This is a genomic window from Paenibacillus sp. sgz302115 (genome assembly GCF_056120445.1).
Map to the genome: position 1 here is coordinate 79,699 of NZ_JBVYOK010000017.1, position 19,923 is coordinate 99,621.

The window sequence follows — 19,923 nt, forward strand, 5'->3', positions numbered from 1 at the left end:
TGCCCATAGGCAGTATTGTTTTGTAAGCGCTTGTGATTTAAGAGGGGGGATGGAAAGGGCAAGTCCGGAGCAATTCGGAGCAGAGGCGGAATGACGGTATTCTATGACTTTTACTTTAATAGAGAAAAGGGGAATGGCAATGGGGTTGAGGTCAACGCTGAGACAAGCCTGGACGAGGACACTGCGTGCATCATTAATTGTAAGCGTATTCATCGGTGGTCTTTCGCCAGTTCCTTATGCTCACGCAGCGAGTTTCGATGCAAGCTCGCTGGACAGTGTGACGGTGGCGTATTATCCATTGAACAGTACGTATCAATATCAGAACAAGCTGAACACTTCACAGGTATTAAGCGGCAGCTCTCCGGTCTGGAACGCGCAGTATGTTTCGCTCGTCAATCCGGGCAATGCCAATAACGGCCATATTGCCGGCACGAATCCGGGCGCAGCCATTACGGGAGATAAAATCTCTTTCTCGCTCGATATTAAGCTGAACGGGAGCCAGACGCGGACGACGAGCGCGGCTAACACCCTTCTGTCCTACGGGGCCGACAACAATAACAACATCACCTTGCGGCCCTATTACAGCACAGGTAAAGCGGCAGTTGTGCTGAAGCAGGGCGGAACGGATGCCGTGGTGGCCTCCTTCGACGCTCCTGCAGCCGATATGTGGCATAACTATACGATTGCGCTGGACGGCACAGCCGGTACAGGCAAGCTGACCGTGTGGGTGGACGGGGTCAAGGCGGCGGAGGCCGCTTCGAATGGAATCGGAGCCGATAAAATCGGCAACGGGCAGTTCCGGCTCAACCGTACGATTGCGACCTTCTCCAACCTCGATTCACACTACCGCGATGTCCGTGTATTCAAAGATGCGCTGGATGCGCAGGCGGCGGATTACTTCGCCGGGGAGATCCGGCTGTTTGCGTGGAATGATCTGCTTGCATCACAGACGCTGGCGGACGGGCTGGAGGTCCGCAGCAATGTAGCGCTGCTCAGCGATCCGAACATCGTCTGGACCTCAAGCGATGCGGATACGATCAATCCGGCCACCGGCGCTGTGACGCGCCCGGCACAGGGAGAAAGCGCCAAAACCGTCACGCTGACGATGACCTGGTTCGGCTACAGCAAATCTTACACCGTGAAGGTGCCGCCGGTTGATGCCGGGGACAATCTGATTGCGAGCTTCAATTTCGACAATGCCGTAAGCGGGCTGACCGGAGGTGTGGCGAAGGCTGCGGTTCAAGGTACAGCCAGCTATGCTGATTCGTTCGAGGGCAACGGCAAAGCGGCAAATATCAGCAGCAGCTTCTGGCTGAATATTACGAAGACCGACGGCAAGCCGCTGCTGGCCGGACTGAACGAGCTGACAATTTCCTATGACAGCAAGCCGAACGGAGGCAGCGGCTGGGCGCTGTTCGCTGCTCCGAATACGAATGCGCAGTCATACCTGAACGAGCATTATTTGGGTGTCATCGACACCGCCTCTGCCGTTACCGTGGAGCGGTACAACAACAGCGGCACACGTCCTGCAAGTGCGCAGACGGCCGGCAGCTCCAACTGGAAGCATGTCGATATCGTCATATCGGCGGCGGACACCAAGCTGTATATCGACGGCGAGTTGAAGTCAACGGTGGGCAGCAGCCATGCGCTGACCAGCATCCTGACCTCATCGGGCGGCATTCTTCAGCTCGGGAAGGGGAACTGGGGCTCGGGCGAATATTATGCCGGGCTGATCGACAATTACCAGATTTTTAACAAAGCGCTATCGCTGGAGGAATTGACTGAATTCCGTGTGACGAACATTTCACCGGTCATCTCCCCTGCCGCGGGACAAATTTACGGGCCGGTTACGATCTCGCATCCGGCAGGCAGCAAGTATATTTACTACACGACCGACGGTACGGACCCGAGCCTTGACAGTAAGCCGTACACAGGCCCCTTCAACGTAGCCAAAGGCACAACGGTTAAAGCGGCCGCTATCACTGCGGGCGGCAGCAGCAGCGCCATCACGACTGTGGCATATTACGGCAGCGAGTGGGCGGCCACGGCAACCGAATTCCGGCTGGACGGACAGAATACGGTCAACAATGTGAAAATATCCTGGCCTGTCATTTCGGGCGCCGACTATTACGAGATATACCGCGGTGATGTGCTTGTCAACCGGACCTACGGGGATACGATTGACGAATACGGCCTTGCCGCAGGCCAGAATTACAGCTACACCGTCAAGGCGGTCAGCAAAGGTGAAGTCATTGCAACCGCACAGACGAATACAATCAGCACCTTCTCCTACGATCCTTCAGCCATTGTGAAGACTAAGGACAACTATACCGGTGCAGACAATCTCAAGCAGGGCGATACGACTGGAGTCAAGGTCGGAGGCACCTGGTACAGCTACACATACCGGGCGGTCAAGGATGCCGATACCGGGATTGTCACGACCGGCATATACGAGCTGACGGGCACCGATGGACATACGTATGGCAATGAACGCCTGCTCGGCTCGTTCAGCGATATGCGGGTGGAGAGCGAAGGCTACCGGCTTAATCCGGCTAACGGGAAAATCATCTTCACCGCACACGAGGAAGCGAGCAGCGGCTACGGGCGTGCCGCCTTGTTCCTTGGGTCGGTGACTCCGGGCGGGAATGATTTTGCGGCCACCTTCAGAGGCCGGCCGTTCAATCAGGAATCGCGCGACATGTCGCTGTTCGTCGATGATGACGGCACAGGCTACATTCTGTATGCGACCCGCAACAACAGCGATATCGGCATTGCCAAGCTGGATGCGGGCTGGGAGCAGCCTGTGACACTGGTGAACACCGTGTTCGTGAACAAGCACAAGGAATCGCCGTCCATTCTGAAATACGACGGCCGGTATTACTTCTTCGGTTCCACGGCCAACGGCTGGTATCCAAGCCAGGCGGAATATGCCTCTGCGGATTCTCTTGCCGGAGAGTGGACACCGCTCCGGCCAATCGGCAACGGCTCCTCCTTTGCGACCCAGGCGAACGGGACCGCTTCCTGGACAGGAACGAACGGGCGGACTGCCTTCGCCTTGAACGGGTACCATTGGGGCGCGCAATACGCCGCCAATTATCCCGATCCGATGGGCACTTACGCAAGGCTGTTCCCGATGGTGTTCCATAACGGCGTCGCGACGGCCGACTGGTTCCACCGGCTTGATCTGGACCCGGTCTACGGGATGATTCCAGTACAGGCGGGCCAGAACCTCTCGCTGGGCAAGAAGGCTGTTGACTCCCAGGGGCTGGACGGGGCCGCCGTTACTGACGGAGCGGATCTGTCTTCCTCTTCCTGGGTAAGCCACAGCTCGCTTGGCTACAACATTGTCATTGATCTGGAGCAGTATGCGAAGCTGTCCGAGATCAACCTGACGACAAGAGAGGTGAACGGCTCGGATACGGCCTACCGTTTTACCCTGGAAGGCAGCAAGGACAAGGCGAACTGGACTAAGCTCGTAGACGGTTCGGCCAACAATGTCGTCGGCTTTGTTACGAACCCGATCACGGATGCCGGAAATTACCGGTATGTACGCTTAACCGTGAACGAGGTAATCAACGTAATGAACGGGCAAAATGCGACCTGGGCCGACGGCATCATTGAGCTGGCGGTGTTCGGAACGCCGTATGTGGACAAAGCGGCGCTGCAGACGAAATACGACGAGAAGAAGGATACGGAGCGGGGCGCGTATACTGACGGAACCTGGGCGACGATTACTGCAGCGCTAAGCAATGCGGATAAAGTATTAGCCGATGCTCCCGCAACGCAGTGGGCTGTAGACCGGGCCGCGCTGCAGATTGACGAAGCCTTCAAATGGGCGCAGACCGTCCACCCGGATAGAGTCGTAGATTACTCCACGGCCGGCGTTCCTGTCGGAGAAACCTGGTATGACACCGAGGGCAATCCGATCCAGGCGCACGGCGGCGGGTTCCTGCAGCAGGTGGCCGCAGACGGCAAGCCGATCTATTACTGGGTAGGGGAGAACAAGCTTCACAACGGCGCATCCTTCTATGCGGTGTCGCTCTACTCCTCGCGCGATCTGGTGAACTGGAAGAGCGAAGGCAATATTCTCGACCAGTTTGCCAAGACGGCGGAAGGCGCGGAATACGGGCTGCTGGATGCCAAATGGGAGCGGCCGAAGCTGATTTATAATGAGGCAACCGGAAAATACGTCCTCTACGGGCATTGGGAAACGTCGAACAGCTATGCGAGCAGCCAGATTGCGGTTGCAGTCGCGGATCGCCCGGAAGGGCCGTACACGTTCCTCGGACACTGGCGTCCAGGCGGTACCCTGAAAAACTGGCGCAGTGACGGCGGCATCTATCTCGACTCCGAATATTACAAAACCAGTGGCGTCAAGGTGACCGTCCCGGCCAGCGTGCAAAATGATACCAAGCAAATGGGCTACATTTCGCGCGACTTTACGGCTTTTACCGATGATGACGGCAAAGCGTATCTCGTATCGGCAGAAGGCCATTCGATGCGCGTTCACCGGCTGAGCGCGGATTATACGGATATGGACCTGACGACTTATGAGTTCAGCGATCCTGCAACCAAAGCGGCCGATTTTGAATCATACCATTTCTACGAGGATGTCGGACGCGAGGCGCCGGCGGTAGTCCGTGCGGATGACGGCTATTATATGGTATCGTCCGGCCAATCGGGCTGGCTGCCGAACCAGGGAACGGTCAGCTTCAACGCCGATCTCAAGGACCCTGAGGGCTGGACGCCGGTGAAGGCGGACGGGCAGATTATCGAAAAATATGCCTTCGGCAACAACAGCACCTACTACAGCCAGCCGACCAACATCATGAAGCTGACGGGTGAGGACGGCTCCAAAACGTATGTCTACATGGGCGACAGATGGCGGTCAAGCCAGCTTTCCGATTCACGGTATGTGTGGCTGCCGATTAAGTTCAACAATGCCGACCATACCGCTTCCGTATCGTTCACGACGGGCTGGAAGCTGAATGCGGCGACCGGCGCTGTGGAGCTTCCGCAGGCGTACCTGGTATCCCAGGGCAAAAATGCAACCATCACGGGCAATGCGGCCACAGGCATTGAAAAAGCGAACGACGGCTACGCCTTCAACCTGAATACGTGGGGCGATTCGAGCGCCTTCTTCGGCAATCTGGCCGCACCGTATGAGTACACGGTAGACCTGGGCGGTATTTACGACCTCTCACGGATTGATGTGGCCTACCGGCTGTACAACGGTTCGGAAATGTATCACCGGTATCAGATTTTCGGATCGAAGGATAACGAGAACTGGATCGAACTGGTCAACAACAGCACTAATATGTGGGCAGGCTTCAACTCCGATAAGCTTGTCGGACAGTACCGGTATGTGAAGCTGAAGGTCAATGAAGTGCGGCGCGTTAACAACGATGCGCTCAGCAATGGCTGGGGCAGCGGTCTGGTAGAGGTACAGGTATATTCGACCTTGCCTGAGCCGTTCGTACTGACGCCGCCGAAGGCAAGTCTGGAATCGGGACCGTACCTGTATCCGCAAAAGGTGACGCTGTCTCCTCCGGCTGCCAATGCGAAAATCTATTACACGCTCGATGGCAGCACGCCTGCTGTAACCACTGCGACATACGCCACTTATCAGTATACGCAGCCGATTGCTCTGCCGATCGGTGAAACGACGCTGAAGGCCGTTGCAGTCATTGACGGGGAAACAAGCGGGGTGCTGGAAAAACATTATGTCCTGCAGGCGGACCGCGCCTCTCTGAACACAGCGGTTGCTGCGGCCAGGGCGCTCACTGAGGCCCACTATACGCCAGCAAGCTGGGCGGCGCTGCAAACGGCACTGGAGGCGGCTGTCGCTGTCCGTGATAACGGGCTGGCGACCGAGGCCGAGATTAAGGAAGCCATCGACGCGCTGCAGGCCGCAGTGGCAGATCTTACGCTGAAACCGCCTGCGTCTGCCGCGTTCACCTTAACGGGGCCTCCTAGCCTGATCGGCAATCAGACGTTTGACGCCATTTTCGGACTGAACACAGTAACGCAAAATGTGTATGCGCGCGAGTTCACCTTCCATTATGATCCGGCGCAGCTCGACTATATCTCGGCAGAGGCGCTGAAGCCCGGATATACAGTTGTTGAGGCGTCTGCTGAGCCGGGCGTAATCCGCTACATTGCGGCTGACGCACAGCCGGAGGGGGGCGGTACGGGTCCTTCGGCGCTGCTGAAAATACAGCTTCAGGCCAAGGTGCCGGAGCAGACCGTGACGAGCAGCGTGTATTTGTCCGATATCATTTTGACCGACAGCTCCGGCTTTGAAACAACGGTAACCGAAAGCGTCTACTACAGCTTCGAGATTACGGCAATCTCGAAAACGGCGTTGAGTGAAGCGGTTGTGAATGCGCGGGCGCTGTACGATGCCGCTGTAGAGGGCACTCTTGCAGGTCAATATCCGGCAGGCTCCAAGGCTGTTTTATGGACTTCGATTGAAGCGGCGGTGAAGGTGCTGAACAGCACTGTGGCTACTCAAGCGGAGATCGAGCAGGCGATCCTGCAATTGCAGGCAGCAGTTCAAGTTTTCAAAGCATCCGTAACTGCCGGGGTGGCCGGAGATTTGAACGGAGACGGCAAAGCGGGGCTGGACGACGTACTCCAACTGGTCAAGTTCTATTACGGCAAGAAGGCATCGGACCCGGGCTGGACGGAGTATGAGAAGGCGGATCTGAACAGGGACGGCATCATCGACATCGAGGATCTGTATGCGCTGGCGAGCCTGATTGTAGTCAGTCCATAAGAGAGGGGGCAATTTCGTTGAACAAGAAATTATTAGTAGTTGGTCTAGTCATTCTCATGCTCTGTTCCTTATGGCCTTCCGCGGGCTTTGCGGCGGATGAGCCGGAATTTTCCGTTAATGTCTCCAGGACAAAGGTGACGGCCGGCGAGCAGGTGGAGGTTCAGGTAAGTGTGAGCAAGGCCCGGGACTGGACGGCTTATGAGCTAAATTTGGGTTTTGATCCTGCAAAATGGTCTGTGAACAGCGATTCCTTTACCACGAATCTAAGCGGCGGCTTCAGCTCTATCGTCAATCCGGAGCTGCTGGACGCGGGCCAATTGCGCGCCGTTTACACGAAGCTGGGCAATGCGGCAGGCGATAGCGGGGCGGCAGTCCTCGGGAAGATCACCTTTACCGCCAAAGCGAACGGCACAAGCTCTTTTGCGCTGAAGACCATCAAAGTCAGACACAGCGGCGTCTGGTCTGTCTACACGCCTGATGCCAAGGCCTCTGTTACGGTTGCGAACAGCTCGAATGGAACGGGCGGCACCGGGACATTGCCGGACACAGCAGGCAAGCCCGGCGCAGCCGGAGGGGGACTCGTATTCAGAGCTGAACCCGATGAGAACGGAGTAGCATCGGTAAAGATTAATTCTGCCGGTCTACAGCAGGCAATCAGTCAGCTCAGCGGCAAAGACCTGACCATTGTTCTGCAGCCGGGAACGGGTGCCAAGCAGGTTGTAATCGAATTCCCGCTTGAAGAAATCCGGGGTGCGTTAGGGCAGAAGCTAAAGACAGTCACCATTAACAGCGGGTTGGCCAGCATCACGCTGAATGAGGCGTTTTTCGGCAAGGAAGCAGCCAAAACCGCGGGCAGTCTGCAGTTCTCTGTCGCGCAAGCTGGCTCTTCTTCCTTACCAGTGTCAGTACAGGATAAGGTCAGACCGGATGCGGTTATCTATGATTTCCAGTTGAAGCTGGATGGCAGCTCTGCGGGTGCTTTTGACAAGAAAGAAGTAACGGTGAAGGTGCCTTATACACTGCGGCCGGGCGAAAAGGCGAATAAGGTTGTAGTCTATTATGTAGCGGATAACGGTGCGCTGGAGCCGGTGAAGAGCACCAAATATGATCCGGCTTCGCAGACTGTAACGTTCCGTCCGCAGCATTTCAGCAAGTATGTACCGGCGCATGCCGATGTGACCTATAAGGATCTGTCCAAAGCCGAGTGGGCCAGAGAGTCCATTGAGGCCTTGGCGGCCAGAGAGGCGATCACCGGAGTGGGCAGCGGACAATTCGATCCGAATGGACGTCTCAGCCGGGCGCAGTTCATTACGATGCTTATCAATTCATTTGATCTGCAGGATGCCGCCGCCGTCTCCCCGTTCACAGATACTCAGCCGGGCACATGGTATTACACCTCTGTAGCCTCGGCCCAGAAGCTGGGCATTATCGAAGGCAAGCCGGATGGCAGCTTTGGAGTGAATGACAGCATTAGCCGTCAGGATCTGGCGGTCATGCTGTACCGGGCTTTCAAGGTTCTCGGGCTGGAGTTGGGCGGATCGGCGGCAGCGGATGCTGCATTCAGCGATAAAGCCGAGATTGCGCTGTACGCCTCCGAAGCCGTTGCGGCAATGCAGCAGCATGGGATTGTGAACGGCTTAAGCGGCAATGTCTTTGCACCTAAGGGGTTATCGACCCGGGCGCAGGCAGCGGTTATTTTGTACAGAACGCTTTTGCTCCATTAGGGTTTAGCCCTATGTAAGAATGATGCTACTGAAAAGCTGCTTCCGGGCGATACCCTGGGGCAGCTTTTTCTAGTATGTCCAGCGGGGATGAATGTCCCGGATGGGGGCTTGCGAGCCCTTTGATAGACAAGGCGCTTTTGTTGTTGACGAACCGAAAAGAAGAGTTTTATAATATTAATATAATCATTAAATAATTAATAAATATATTAATTTAAAGAGAGGCGGCATTTTTCATGGCTCAACGTATTGTGCTTAACGCGGATATCCGCAAGGGAACGATTAACCGGAACATCTACGGGCATTTCTCCGAGCATCTGGGACGCTGTATTTATGAAGGCATCTGGGTAGGAGAGGATTCACCGATTCCGAATACCAAGGGTATCCGCAATGATGTTGTGGAAGCGCTTAAGGAAATCAAGGTGCCGGTGCTGCGCTGGCCGGGCGGCTGTTTTGCCGATGAATACCACTGGAAGGACGGCATCGGGCCGCGTGAAGGCCGCAAACGGATGGTCAACACTCACTGGGGCGGCACGGTTGAGAACAACCATTTTGGCACCCATGAATTTATGGAGCTGTGCGCCATGCTGGAATGCGAGCCGTACATCAACGGCAATGTGGGCAGCGGTACGGTTCAGGAAATGTCGGAGTGGGTTGAGTACCTCACCTTTAACGGCGTCTCTCCGATGGCTGAGCTGAGACAGAAGAATGGACATCAGGAGCCTTGGGCTGTGAAGTATTTTGGCGTGGGCAACGAGAACTGGGGCTGTGGAGGAAATATGCGTCCTGAATATTACGCGGATCTGTACCGCCAATATCAGACGTATGTGCGCAACTACGGGGATAACCGCATCCACCGGATCGCCTGCGGCCCGAACTCGGATGATTACAACTGGACGGAAGTGCTGATGCGCGAAGCCTCCCGGTTTATGGATTCCATTACGCTGCATTACTATACGGTCCCTGGCACCTGGGAGCAGAAGGGTGCGGCTACCGGCTTTGAAGCTTCGGAATATTTCACAACGCTTGAAAAGGCGCTGCACATGGAAGAGCTGATTACCCGCCACAGTGTGATCATGGACAAATACGATCCCGAGAAAAGAGTCGGCCTGATCGTCGATGAGTGGGGAACCTGGTATGATGTGGAGCCGGGCACGAATCCCGGATTCCTGTACCAGCAGAACTCGATCCGCGACGCGCTGGTGGCCGGACTGACACTGAACATCTTCCACAAGCACAGCGACCGTGTGCGGATGGCGAACATTGCCCAGACGATCAACGTGCTGCAGGCGGTCATTCTGACCGAAGGGGAGAAAATGCTGCTTACTCCAACGTATCATGTGTTCAACATGTACAAGGTGCATCAGGATGCCGAGCTGCTGGATTTGACGGTGGAGAGCGGCTCTTACAGCATAGGCGGACGGGAAATCCCGGAAGTATCCGCTTCGGCTTCGGTCAACGCGGAAGGTGTGATTCACGTCAGCCTATGCAATCTGAACCATGCGTCTATAGCTACGCTTCCGCTGGAGCTGCGCGGTCTTGCAGGCCAAGCGGCAGATATCACCGCCACTACGCTTGCCGGGGCAAAGATTGACGCCCACAACACCTTCAGCGAGCCGGAAGCGGTTGTTCCACAGCCGTTCACTGCATTTACGCTGGAAGGCAATACGCTTACTGTAGAACTGCCGGCGATGTCGGTGACGGTACTGGAAATTACACCGAAGGCGTAAAAGGAGTACAGCTATGGCGACTACCACTGGCTGCAAAGGCTGCCGGGACGAATATAAGGTTACAGAAGCGCAGATTGCCCGTATTCTGGCATCCTCCATGTTCAATGAGGATAACACCGCTTCGGATCAAGTGTATGCGGAGCGCATTGCTCTCTGCGGAGCCTGCTCCAAGCTGCAGGACGGTGTGACCTGCACCGCCTGCGGCTGCATTATACCGGTTGTTGCGCGGCTCAAGGCGCGTGGCTGTCCGCTTCCCGGCGGCGGACTCTGGCAGCCGGTCACGGAATAAGCAGGCGGCGCAGAAGGCTTGCAGCCAGCGCCGCCTGAATTGAAAAGCCCCTATTCTCCGCATGCAAATGTGCAGCGGCGATAGGGGCTTTTTATTGTGCTTATGCCTTCGGCTTGAGCGGGACATCCTTCAGGTCACAACTTAAGGAGCAGCCGTTTCTTTGGCATCGGCGCTGTCCGTATAAAACAGCTCAACCAGCATGTCTTCATTATAGTTGCCAAAGCCTTTGCCGAAGAGTGTAAGTCCGCCGACATGCTCGGCATCCTCCTCCACCGACAGCCTGAAGGTCCACTGCTTGCTGCGGATGCCCACCTCATCCAGCGTCACCCCGGAGAGCTTGAGTCCGTCCATGTAAGTGCCTTTGGAAGTAATGCGCAGCTGTTTGAGCAGACCATACTGATTGGTAAGCGGATGCCACCAGGCGGGCGTATATTTGCCTCTGCTGTCTCCATAGTCACCGGGACTTGTCCAGTAGCCCAGCTTGACGCCATTCAGTGTAAAGGTGATGTCCGAGGGCCAATTATTATTGATGGACGGAGCCTCGGAGGCAATTTCCATCGTAATGACCAGTTCCTCCGGCTGCTCACTGGACAGCAGAAAGTTGGGGATCTTATACTCGACGTAGCCTTTGCCGAACCAGAGAATCCCCGCATTCATCCGCTCCAAATCCCAGAAATAACGCGGGTCGTCGAAACTGCCGATGATTTGCTCCGTAGTGGCAAGCCCGCAGGTCGGCTCAATCTGAAAGTCGGAATAATGCCCCACGGGCAGCTCGATGCGGTAGCTTTTGCGTTCGGCTCTCCCCGGGCCGGGAAAAATAATCTCCGCACCTTCTGCGGCTAGCGTGCAAATCTTTTGCAGACCGCTCCGCCCGGGGGCCATATGTGTCTGAATCAGCCCGGCAGTCTCCAGTTTGCGGACATGCATGGTCATAATGGCGCTGCTGAGCTTGGCCGCTGATGCCAGCTCCTTAACGTTCATTGGCTGAACGGCAAGCAGGCGGAGCATGCGGAGGCGCACGGCGCTTGATAAGGCTTCATATACAGGCAGTGATTCTTCGGTAAGATCGAGTTTCATAGACAGCCTCCAGGACAGGTTAGAAAATAAGAGTTCATATATAGTTAATAATTATATTATTCAAATGAGCTTCTTACAAGCTATGCAGCTCTTTACAGGCGCTTCCACTTTTATCACAGACACCGGCCGGCCATGTCCGTTATGATGTACAGGATGAATCAGCGATGAAAACAAGGTGCCTTTGATCGTACAAAGTACCTCAAGGGGTAACAGGGAATCGGGTGCAACTCCCGAGCGGTCCCGCCACTGTAAGGAAAAGCCAGCCTTCACGATGTCACTCGGCAGAGCGCCGGGGAAGACGGGGGTATGACGCCAGCATTCCAAGCCAGGAGACCTACCTTGTTTGCGCACACACGACTCTACGCGGATAGGAGCGGTGTACGAAGAGGTTCAGAGAAGAGGGTGTGCCTGCATAATCTTACCGGCGGGACAGCAGCCTTCTCTTTGTGATCTTTCGACGTACATATAACTCCCACCCTCTGAGGGCGGGAGTTTTTTGGTTTGCAGCAGAAGAACAACTGATGAAAGGATGGAGGAGAGAATGAGCAAGCGCAGTTTTTGCAGCTTCGCAGTGCTGGTTGGCGGGTTTACGGTTTATTTTGCGCTGAATGAGCCGGGTACAGCCGAAGCGATGCATATTATGGAGGGATTTTTGCCGATAGGATGGGCTGTGTTCTGGTGGGTGGCCTTTGTGCCGTTCTTTGTGCTTGGAATCATGAAGCTGAAAAAGATGACCCAAGACAATCCCGAGCTGAAGCTGCTGCTTGGGTTGTCGGGTGCGTTTACCTTTGTATTGTCCGCACTCAAAATGCCTTCGGTAACCGGGAGCAGCTCACACCCCACAGGGACGGGACTTGGCGCCGTGATGCTGGGGCCGCTGCCGATGAGCGTGATCGGCTCCATTGTGCTGCTGTTTCAGGCGCTTTTGCTGGCGCACGGCGGAATAACCACCCTCGGGGCGAATGCGTTCTCGATGGCTGTCGCGGGTCCTTTTGCTGGATATGCAGTCTATAAGCTGACGATGAAGCTTACGGAACGCGAAAAGCTGGCGGTATTCTGCGCAGCAGCGGCGGCTGATCTAATGACCTATGTTGTCACGTCCTTTCAGCTTGCGGCGGCTTTTCCGTCGGCGGACGGCGGTATGCTGGCTTCTTTTGTTAAATTCGGCGGCATATTTGCCGTGACCCAAATTCCGCTGGCCATCAGCGAGGGGTTGCTTACCGTGCTGCTGTGGAACTGGCTGAAGGCCTATAGCCCGCAGGAGCTGTCGCTCTTGAAACGGGGAGCCAAAGGAGGAAGCGCAGAGTGAAAAGCAAATGGAGAAACGGGCTGATGCTGCTGGCGGTTGTTCTGCTGGTGGTGCTGCCGCTGCTGCTGGTGAACGGGGAATTCGGCGGGGCCGACGATGCGGCCGAGGGAGCGATTTCGGAGATTGATCCTAACTATAAACCTTGGTTCAAGCCCCTGGCCGAGCTGCCGGGAGAGACGGAAAGTATGCTGTTTGCGCTGCAGGCGGCAATTGGAGCCGGAATTATCGGCTATACGATTGGTCTTATGAAGGGGAAACGGGAGCGGCAGCAGCAGAAATGATCAGAAGAATTGATGCGTTGTCCCACAGCAATGCGCTGCGGCAGCTCTCCCCGATGTGGAAAAGCCTGTTCGCCGCAGTCATGCTCGCGCTCTCCTATGTGCTGCATCCTGCGCTGCAGGCTGTTATTGCGCTGTGGATGATCCTGTGGTGCCTCCTGTATGCAAAAATCCCGCTCAGCGCCTACGGGCTGCTGTTCGGCACGGCGCTGCTGTTCTACCTCCTGAGCGTTCCGGCGCTCATGGTGGAGGTGGGCCGTCCAGCTGCAGGAGAGGCTGCGCTGTCATTGCCGCTGCCGGGGACGGCGCGGTACATCTACATTACAGCGGAGGGCGGATTGCGGGCGGGCGTGCTGCTGGCACGGGTAGCGGCATGCCTGTCCTGCTTCTTTTTTATTATGTTTACTACGCCGTTCGGTGAACTGCTGCAGGTGCTGCGCAGGCTGCGTATGCCGCAGATCGTGCTGGAGGTGATGCTGATTATGTACCGCTTCCTGTTTCTGCTAAACGATACGGCACACGGCATGCTGCTGGCCCGGCGGCTGCGCGGCGGCAAGAGAGGGTTCATGCCCAAGCTGCGGGAGGCTGCCGGAATGGCGGCAGCGCTGTTCGCAAGCACCATGCACCGTTATTACGGGCTGTCGCAGGGGCTTGTGGCCCGGGGCTTTACCGGGGAGATTCCTTTGCCGCCTTATGTGTCCCGCCCAGTGCCGCGGAGATTCGCTTTGGAGGCCTATGCCGGAATCGTACTTCTGCTGCTGGCACAGTTGTGGATTACATATCAATAGATGAAGTGAAATGAGCTGAAGAAGGAGAGCATTATGGACAACAAGGATTACTGTCTGGCCTTTGAGGGAGTGGTGTTCCGTTACCCGGACACGGCGGAGCCCGCACTGCGGGAGCTGACCGTCTCCATTCCCAAGGGTGGCAAAACAGCGGTGCTCGGCCACAACGGCTCCGGCAAATCCACCCTGTTTCTGCATGCCGTAGGCATTTTGCGGCCGCAGGCGGGGACGGTGCAGCAAGCGGGAAGCCCTGTATCCTACGCCAAAAAAGAGCTGGCCGCGCTGCGGCACAGAGTCGGCCTTGTTTTTCAGGACCCCGAGCAGCAGCTCATCTTAAGCACACCGCTGGAGGATGTGTCATTTGGGCTGCGGGGGATGGGGATGGATGAGGCGGCGATTCAGATGCGCTGCACTGCGGTGCTTGAGCAGATGAATCTGACAGCACTGAAGGATAAGCCGGTGCATCAGCTCAGCCTGGGCCAGAAAAAGCGTACTGCGCTCGCAGGTGTGCTGGCGATGGGACCGGAGCTGATTTTGCTGGATGAGCCAACGTCCTATTTAGACCCGGTGTCCGAGGCGCAGCTTCTGGAGGGGCTGGATACCATTCACCGCAAGGGCACTACGGTCGTTATGGCAACGCATGACATGAACCTGGCCTACCGCTGGGCGGACTGGATCATCGTCCTCGATCAGGGAAGCTGCGTTGCCTCCGGAACGCCGGAGGATATTTTTGCCCGGAGGGAAGCGCTGCAGGCGGTGGGCCTTGAGCTTCCGCTGCTGGCCGATCTGTGGCACAGCCTGCCCCGCCGCTTGACTGCAGGGCACAGCGCGCCCCGGAATGCGGGAGATTTCAAAGCGCTGCTGAGCGGGATGCTGGGCGATAGCGGGCAAGGGGATTTTTGAAAATGTAAGAGATATTAAGTTTCACTGAAACGGATACCTGAAGGCAAAAAGGAGAGTAGCTGTTTCGGATGCATAGGCTCCTTGTAAGGACGCCCAGCCGTTCTACTCGGAGCGCGATGTGAAGGGATTGCGGCAGCTAGTTTGATGTCCGCAGGTGTTTGAGGGTTTGCGTAGTTGTTTGGAGGCGGTTTGAATATTTTCGCCGTACTCCCTCCCGGTTTACGCAGCCTCTGTAATTGTAAAAGGTGCAATAGATTTTGAGCACAACTGGCTAAAAGAGTAATCTGGTGTATTTTGTGCAACAGAAATTTAGATAATGCACGTATTGCGGGAGTTTTGTTCGATTCTAGTGTATGAAGTGCAATAGAATTGTAGGTTCTTGTCTTTGGAGTAGATTCTGTTGTAGAAAGTGCAATCGCTATAGCAAATTGGAGTTTTGAGGACGAAAACTAAAGGGGGAACAAGGGTGAAGAAACAAGGAAAGCTGCTGATTATAGGCTTTGGTCCAGGCAGGCTGGAGCACATTACGGGCCGTGCTCTGGCTGCGCTGGAAGAGAGTGAAGCCGTGATCGGCTACACGACATATGTGGACCTGATCAAGCCGCTGCTGCGGCATCAGGAGATTGTCGGCACAGGCATGACCGAGGAGGTCAGCCGGGCCCAGGAAGCGGTGTGCCGGGCAGAGGCGGGACAGACCATTGCCGTAATTTCCAGCGGGGACGCAGGCGTATACGGAATGGCTGGGCTGGTCTACGAGGTGCTGATTGAACGGGGCTGGAGCCGCAATGAGGGGGTGGAGGTTGAAGTCATTCCCGGCATTTCGGCGATTCAATCCTGTTCCTCACTGCTGGGTGCGCCGATTATGCATGATTCCTGCACGATCAGCCTTAGTGACCACCTTACGCCCTGGGAGAGCATTGCGGCGCGGGTGGAGGCGGCGGCAGTTGCGGATTTCGTGATTGCCTTTTATAACCCGCGCAGCGGAAAACGGACCCGCCAGATTGAAGAGGCGCGTCATATCCTGCTACGTTACCGCGATCCTGCTACGCCGGTCGGCATTGTCAAAAGCGCCTACCGCGACCGCCAGATGACGGTGGTCACGACTCTTCAGGACATGCTGGAGCATGAGATTGGCATGCTCTCCACAGTCATTGTCGGCAACTCAGCCACGACGGTCTATGAGGGCGTGATGATCACGCCGCGCGGCTATGAGCGCAAGTATAGTCTTGGGGCCGATACGCAGGCACTGAAGCCGCATGAGCGGCTGCGGACCGCAGCGGAGCCGTGGTCTTTGGCGGCGATGACCGGGGGCGAAGCCGGCCGGGATGCCGTGCTCCGAGCCGGAGCAGCGCCGGAGGGGGGCGCAGGCACTGGAGCGGGCGCGAGGACAGCGCTGAATGCGGGTGAAAGAGCGGCTGAGAATGCAGCGATGGGCCTTGGCAATGGAGCGAACGAGCAGGCAGTAGAGATTACGGGCAATGGAGCGGGCAAGCTGGCTGCGTTAAATGCAAGATTATCCATTGCTCCGGTGGAGCAAGTGAAGAGCATGGGTTCCGGCGATCTGTCAGCAAATCCGTCCGCAGCCTGCGAACTGGAGATTGCTCCGGCAATTGGCAGCCGGACATTCAGCGGTGAGCAAATGAAGCTGCTGGCAGAGCTGGCAGGCGCTGACGGGAGGCTTGTGTACACCAAAGACGGACACTTTCTGCTGCGGAGCATCCAGGCGGAGCAAGCAGGAATAGCCGATGCTTTGACGGCGGCCGGGTTGAACGTTACTTTGCCGGGGGATTTTGTGAAAGTGATCACCTGCGGGTTTTGTGAGCTGCGAAAACAGGATGCGCTGGGAGCGGCGCAGCGGCTCTACGAACAGTTGAACGGCCAGCACGTGCCGCGTGAGCTGCGCATTAGTATTGCCGGGTGCGGGATGGCCTGCAACTCGGCGGTTCTGGAGGATATCGGCCTGATCTGGTCCAGAGGCAGCTATGAGCTGTACCTCGGCGGCAAAAAATCCGGGCGGGCCGCCCATCCGGGCAGCCTGGTCCGTGAAGGAATGAACGAGGACGAAGCGGTAGCCGCAGTAATGGAGGTTGTTCGGCAATATCGTGCGGAAGGCCGCATGAATGAACGATTTCATGCTTTTTATGAGCGGATGGGTATGGGCAGTAAGGATATGACAGTGGAGGACAGCGGGAAGAGAACCGTTCTGCTCGTAGGTCACGGCAGCCGGGTAGAGGAAGGCAATGAAGAGCTGCGTGAGTTCACACGAATGCTCGCCGCCCGCAGACCGGAGCTGGCTTTTGAAACCTGTTTTATTGAGCTGTCCGCACCCTCCATTTCCGAAGGCATTGACCGGTGTGTGCAAGGAGGAGCAGCAACAATCTATGTTGTTCCGATTATTCTATTCGCGGCGGGCCACTCCAAGCTGGATATTCCGATGGCGCTGGATGAGGCCAAGCTGAAATATCCCGGTGTGGAGTTTGTGTATGGATGTCCGGTTGGCGTACAGGAGAGAGCCGTGGATATTTTGCTGGACCGTATCAGGGAGGCTGTGCCGCTGAACGAGCCGGAATTTATGAGCAGCCTGCCCGAAGAGATGAATGCTGCCGGGCTGGAGACTGCGGCTGCAGTGTCTGAAGCTTTGGAGGCCGGAGCTGCCTGTGCCGGGGCGAGGCATTCTGCAGTTGAAGATAAAGATACAATAGTGCTCTTAATGGGACGTGGGGGCAGCGACCCCGATGCGAACAGCGATTTCTTCAAGCTGACCCGGCTGCTCTGGGAACGCACCTCCTATAAAAGCGTCGAAGCTTGCTTTATTGCCATTACCAGGCCTTTGCTGCCCGAGGGTCTGGAGCGCTGTCTGGTTCTGGGCGCGCGTAAAATTGTGGTGCTGCCGTATTTGCTGTTCAACGGGCTGCTGATGCAGCAGTTTAACGAAACGGTCCGGCTGTTCGCCGCCGCCCATCCAGAGATTGAAGTGGAGATCGGCAGCTATCTGGGCTCTCATCCGCTACTGGCAGACATGCTCCTGGGGCGCATTGATGAGACCCTGGAAGGACAGGCCTATTCCAACTGTGACAACTGCAAATATCGTGATGAAGCTGCCGCGCATCACCACCACCATGGACACGGTCATAGTCATGGTGATCACCATCATCATGAGGGAGATTGTCATTGCCATCATGGGCACGGTCATGAACATGGTGGCGGACATCATCATCATGAGGGAGGTTGCCACCATGGGCACGGTCATGAACAAGGTGACGGACATAACCATCATGCGGGAGGCTGCCATGGGCACGGCCATGAACATGGTAACGGGCATCACCATGAGGGAGGCTGCCATCATGGGCACGGCTATGAACATGGTGGCGGACATCACCATCATGCGGGAGTATCCCAGGCCAGTGCCCGGAAGGAGCGCTGACCGCGATGATATTTATGCTGTGCGGGACTGGGGATGCCCGTGATCTGGCGCTGCATTTGGCGGAGCGGGACTTGCCGCTGCTGGCTTCAGTGGTAACGCCCAGCGCTGCGGAGCGACTGAAGGCCGCCGGCATCAGGAGCCGCGTCGGCCGGCTGGATCAGCAGGGACTGCTCACTTTTTTGCAGGAGCGAGGCTGCCGTGCTGTAGTAGACGCAAGCCACCCGTTTGCGCTGGAGGCACATGCTAATGCAATGGGCGCGGCGGCTGCGCTGGGCCTTCCGTATTTTCGCTACGAGCGGCGCAGTATCCAATATGACAGCCAGCCAAAGCTGATTGTTGTACACTCTTATGAAGAAGCCGCGCGCAGAGCCAAGGAGTTGAAGGGCTCGGTCATGCTGACCACGGGCGGCAAGACGCTGGAGATTTTCGCCAGGGAACTGCTGAACGCTCCCGGTATCCGGCTGACGGTCAGGCTGCTGCCTTGCCTGGAGAATATAGAGAAATGCCTTTCACTTGGGATTGAGCAGCGCAGCATCATTGCTTTGCAGGGGCCATTTTCCCGTGAATTGAATGAGGCGCTGTACCGGCAGTATGGCACGCAGGTCATGATTACCAAAGAGAGCGGCGCGGAAGGCTCCGTCGATGAGAAGGTGCATGCGGCGCTTGATATGGGGCTGTATGTGATTTTGATTGCGCGGCCGCAGACTCCTTTTGGAGCTTTTGGCGGGGTCTATGATTCTTTTGCCGGGATATCGGATGCAGTGGCGCGGATGCTGGAATAGGCGGGAAAATGCGCTGCGGTTAGAGTGTGTCTTTAATTTGAACAAATGAACGGTAAAAATATCGCTCCGATAGAGCGGAAAGCCGGATGGCTGTGTGTTGGCGGATGATCAGTTCTTATTACGAAAAGAGGGATAGATATGGAGTTTGGCACGGATTTTAAACCGCTCACGGTGCAGCCGCAGGAGATCGAGGGCCTGAGCTTTCAGATGATTACCGAGGAACTGGGAGCGCATGATTTTACCGCAATGCAGTATCCGGTGGTGCAGCGGATCATTCACGCCTCTGCCGATTTTGAGCTGGGACGGAGTCTGGTGTTTCATCCCAAGGCGATTGAGGCGGGGATTGCCGCTATTTTGCAGGGGAAACCGATTATTGCCGATGTGCGGATGGTGGAGGCCGGGATCGCCAAGGAACGGATTCACAGATATGGCGGCGAGGTTAGAGTACATATCTCTGATGCGGATGTTGTTGAGCAGGCGAAGGAACTGGGGGCGACCCGCGCGATTCTCGCAATCCGCAAAGCCTGCGCCGAAGCGCCGGGCGGCATCTATGTGATCGGCAATGCGCCTACGGCGCTGCTGGAATTGATTCGTCTGGTAAAAGAGGGTGCAGCGCGGCCGGGGCTCGTAATCGGCATGCCGGTTGGATTCGTATCGGCGGCGGAGTCCAAGGATGAGCTGCGTAAGCTGGACATCCCTTATATCACTAATATTGGACGCAAAGGCGGCAGCACGGTTGTTGTCGCGGCGGTCAATGCCTTGAGTTTACTGGCAGTCCGTCAAGCGGAAGAATTGCAGAATCAGGGCTGATGCAGCTATTGATAAAGAATTACATCTAACAGCAGAA

12 protein-coding genes and 1 riboswitch are annotated in these 19,923 nt (G+C 56.3%); of the genes, 11 read left to right on the plus strand and 1 reads right to left on the minus strand.

What is annotated here, in order from left to right; genetic code table 11:
• Positions 1 to 139: 139 nt before the first annotated feature.
• The 4 genes from AC0LWN_RS24880 to AC0LWN_RS24895 all read left to right on the plus strand — a co-directional run bounded on the left by AC0LWN_RS24880 (position 140) and on the right by AC0LWN_RS24895 (position 10,518).
• Entirely contained in the window at positions 140 to 6,778 is a 6,639-nt protein-coding gene (locus tag AC0LWN_RS24880; RefSeq protein WP_474670118.1) for an FN3 associated domain-containing protein, read from the plus strand.
• A 17-nt stretch (positions 6,779 to 6,795) separates the two neighbouring features.
• Complete coding sequence (locus AC0LWN_RS24885; RefSeq protein ID WP_474670120.1) at positions 6,796 to 8,502, plus strand: S-layer homology domain-containing protein; 1,707 nt, start codon at positions 6,796 to 6,798, stop codon at positions 8,500 to 8,502.
• Between the two features lie 233 nt (positions 8,503 to 8,735).
• Complete coding sequence (locus tag AC0LWN_RS24890; protein ID WP_474670122.1) at positions 8,736 to 10,229, plus strand: alpha-N-arabinofuranosidase; 1,494 nt, start codon at positions 8,736 to 8,738, stop codon at positions 10,227 to 10,229.
• A gap of 13 nt (positions 10,230 to 10,242) precedes the next feature.
• On the plus strand, positions 10,243 to 10,518 hold the full coding sequence (locus AC0LWN_RS24895) for a DUF6171 family protein (RefSeq protein ID WP_474670124.1): 276 nt from the start codon (positions 10,243 to 10,245) through the stop codon (positions 10,516 to 10,518).
• Between the two features lie 141 nt (positions 10,519 to 10,659).
• Here AC0LWN_RS24895 and AC0LWN_RS24900 read toward each other — a convergent pair whose 3' ends face one another.
• Entirely contained in the window at positions 10,660 to 11,595 is a 936-nt protein-coding gene (locus AC0LWN_RS24900) for an ArsR/SmtB family transcription factor (RefSeq protein WP_474670126.1), read from the minus strand.
• A gap of 156 nt (positions 11,596 to 11,751) precedes the next feature.
• Positions 11,752 to 11,951, plus strand: a riboswitch (cobalamin riboswitch).
• Positions 11,952 to 12,136: 185 nt separating this feature from the next.
• On the opposite strand from AC0LWN_RS24900, the gene AC0LWN_RS24905 reads away from it, so the two are divergent.
• From AC0LWN_RS24905 to AC0LWN_RS24935, 7 genes are all read left to right on the plus strand, one after another.
• Complete coding sequence (locus tag AC0LWN_RS24905; RefSeq protein ID WP_474670128.1) at positions 12,137 to 12,904, plus strand: energy-coupling factor ABC transporter permease; 768 nt, start codon at positions 12,137 to 12,139, stop codon at positions 12,902 to 12,904.
• Positions 12,901 to 13,185: an energy-coupling factor ABC transporter substrate-binding protein gene (locus tag AC0LWN_RS24910; protein WP_474670130.1), complete on the plus strand. Its 285-nt coding sequence runs from the start codon at positions 12,901 to 12,903 to the stop codon at positions 13,183 to 13,185. Before AC0LWN_RS24905 ends, AC0LWN_RS24910 begins: the two co-directional genes overlap by 4 nt.
• Positions 13,182 to 13,970, plus strand: a complete 789-nt coding sequence (cbiQ, locus tag AC0LWN_RS24915; RefSeq protein ID WP_474670132.1) for a cobalt ECF transporter T component CbiQ — start codon at positions 13,182 to 13,184, stop codon at positions 13,968 to 13,970. Before AC0LWN_RS24910 ends, cbiQ begins: the two co-directional genes overlap by 4 nt.
• Before the next feature lie 33 nt (positions 13,971 to 14,003).
• A complete protein-coding gene (locus AC0LWN_RS24920) occupies positions 14,004 to 14,870 on the plus strand; it encodes an energy-coupling factor ABC transporter ATP-binding protein (RefSeq protein ID WP_474670134.1) in 867 nt (288 codons plus the stop codon).
• A gap of 466 nt (positions 14,871 to 15,336) precedes the next feature.
• Positions 15,337 to 18,294: a precorrin-3B C(17)-methyltransferase gene (gene cobJ / locus AC0LWN_RS24925; RefSeq protein ID WP_474670136.1), complete on the plus strand. Its 2,958-nt coding sequence runs from the start codon at positions 15,337 to 15,339 to the stop codon at positions 18,292 to 18,294.
• A gap of 5 nt (positions 18,295 to 18,299) precedes the next feature.
• Positions 18,300 to 19,076 carry a precorrin-6A reductase gene (gene cobK / locus AC0LWN_RS24930; RefSeq protein ID WP_474670138.1) on the plus strand — a complete coding sequence of 259 codons (777 nt, stop codon included), beginning with the start codon at positions 18,300 to 18,302 and terminating at the stop codon, positions 19,074 to 19,076.
• Between the two features lie 138 nt (positions 19,077 to 19,214).
• A complete protein-coding gene (locus AC0LWN_RS24935) occupies positions 19,215 to 19,886 on the plus strand; it encodes a precorrin-8X methylmutase (RefSeq protein ID WP_474670140.1) in 672 nt (223 codons plus the stop codon).
• The last annotated feature ends 37 nt before the right edge of the window (positions 19,887 to 19,923 follow it).

What these genes read in the sequence shown, in the direction of transcription:
- AC0LWN_RS24895 (WP_474670124.1), top strand. Translation starts at nt 10,243, where the DNA reads ATGGCGACTACCACTGGCTGCAAAGGCTGCCGGGACGAATATAAGGTT.
- AC0LWN_RS24890 (WP_474670122.1), top strand. Translation starts at nt 8,736, where the DNA reads ATGGCTCAACGTATTGTGCTTAACGCGGATATCCGCAAGGGAACGATT.
- AC0LWN_RS24880 (WP_474670118.1), top strand. Translation starts at nt 140, where the DNA reads ATGGGGTTGAGGTCAACGCTGAGACAAGCCTGGACGAGGACACTGCGT.
- AC0LWN_RS24905 (WP_474670128.1), top strand. Translation starts at nt 12,137, where the DNA reads ATGAGCAAGCGCAGTTTTTGCAGCTTCGCAGTGCTGGTTGGCGGGTTT.
- AC0LWN_RS24935 (WP_474670140.1), top strand. Translation starts at nt 19,215, where the DNA reads ATGGAGTTTGGCACGGATTTTAAACCGCTCACGGTGCAGCCGCAGGAG.
- cbiQ (WP_474670132.1), top strand. Translation starts at nt 13,182, where the DNA reads ATGATCAGAAGAATTGATGCGTTGTCCCACAGCAATGCGCTGCGGCAG.
- AC0LWN_RS24920 (WP_474670134.1), top strand. Translation starts at nt 14,004, where the DNA reads ATGGACAACAAGGATTACTGTCTGGCCTTTGAGGGAGTGGTGTTCCGT.
- AC0LWN_RS24900 (WP_474670126.1), bottom strand. Translation starts at nt 11,595, where the DNA reads ATGAAACTCGATCTTACCGAAGAATCACTGCCTGTATATGAAGCCTTA.
- cobK (WP_474670138.1), top strand. Translation starts at nt 18,300, where the DNA reads ATGATATTTATGCTGTGCGGGACTGGGGATGCCCGTGATCTGGCGCTG.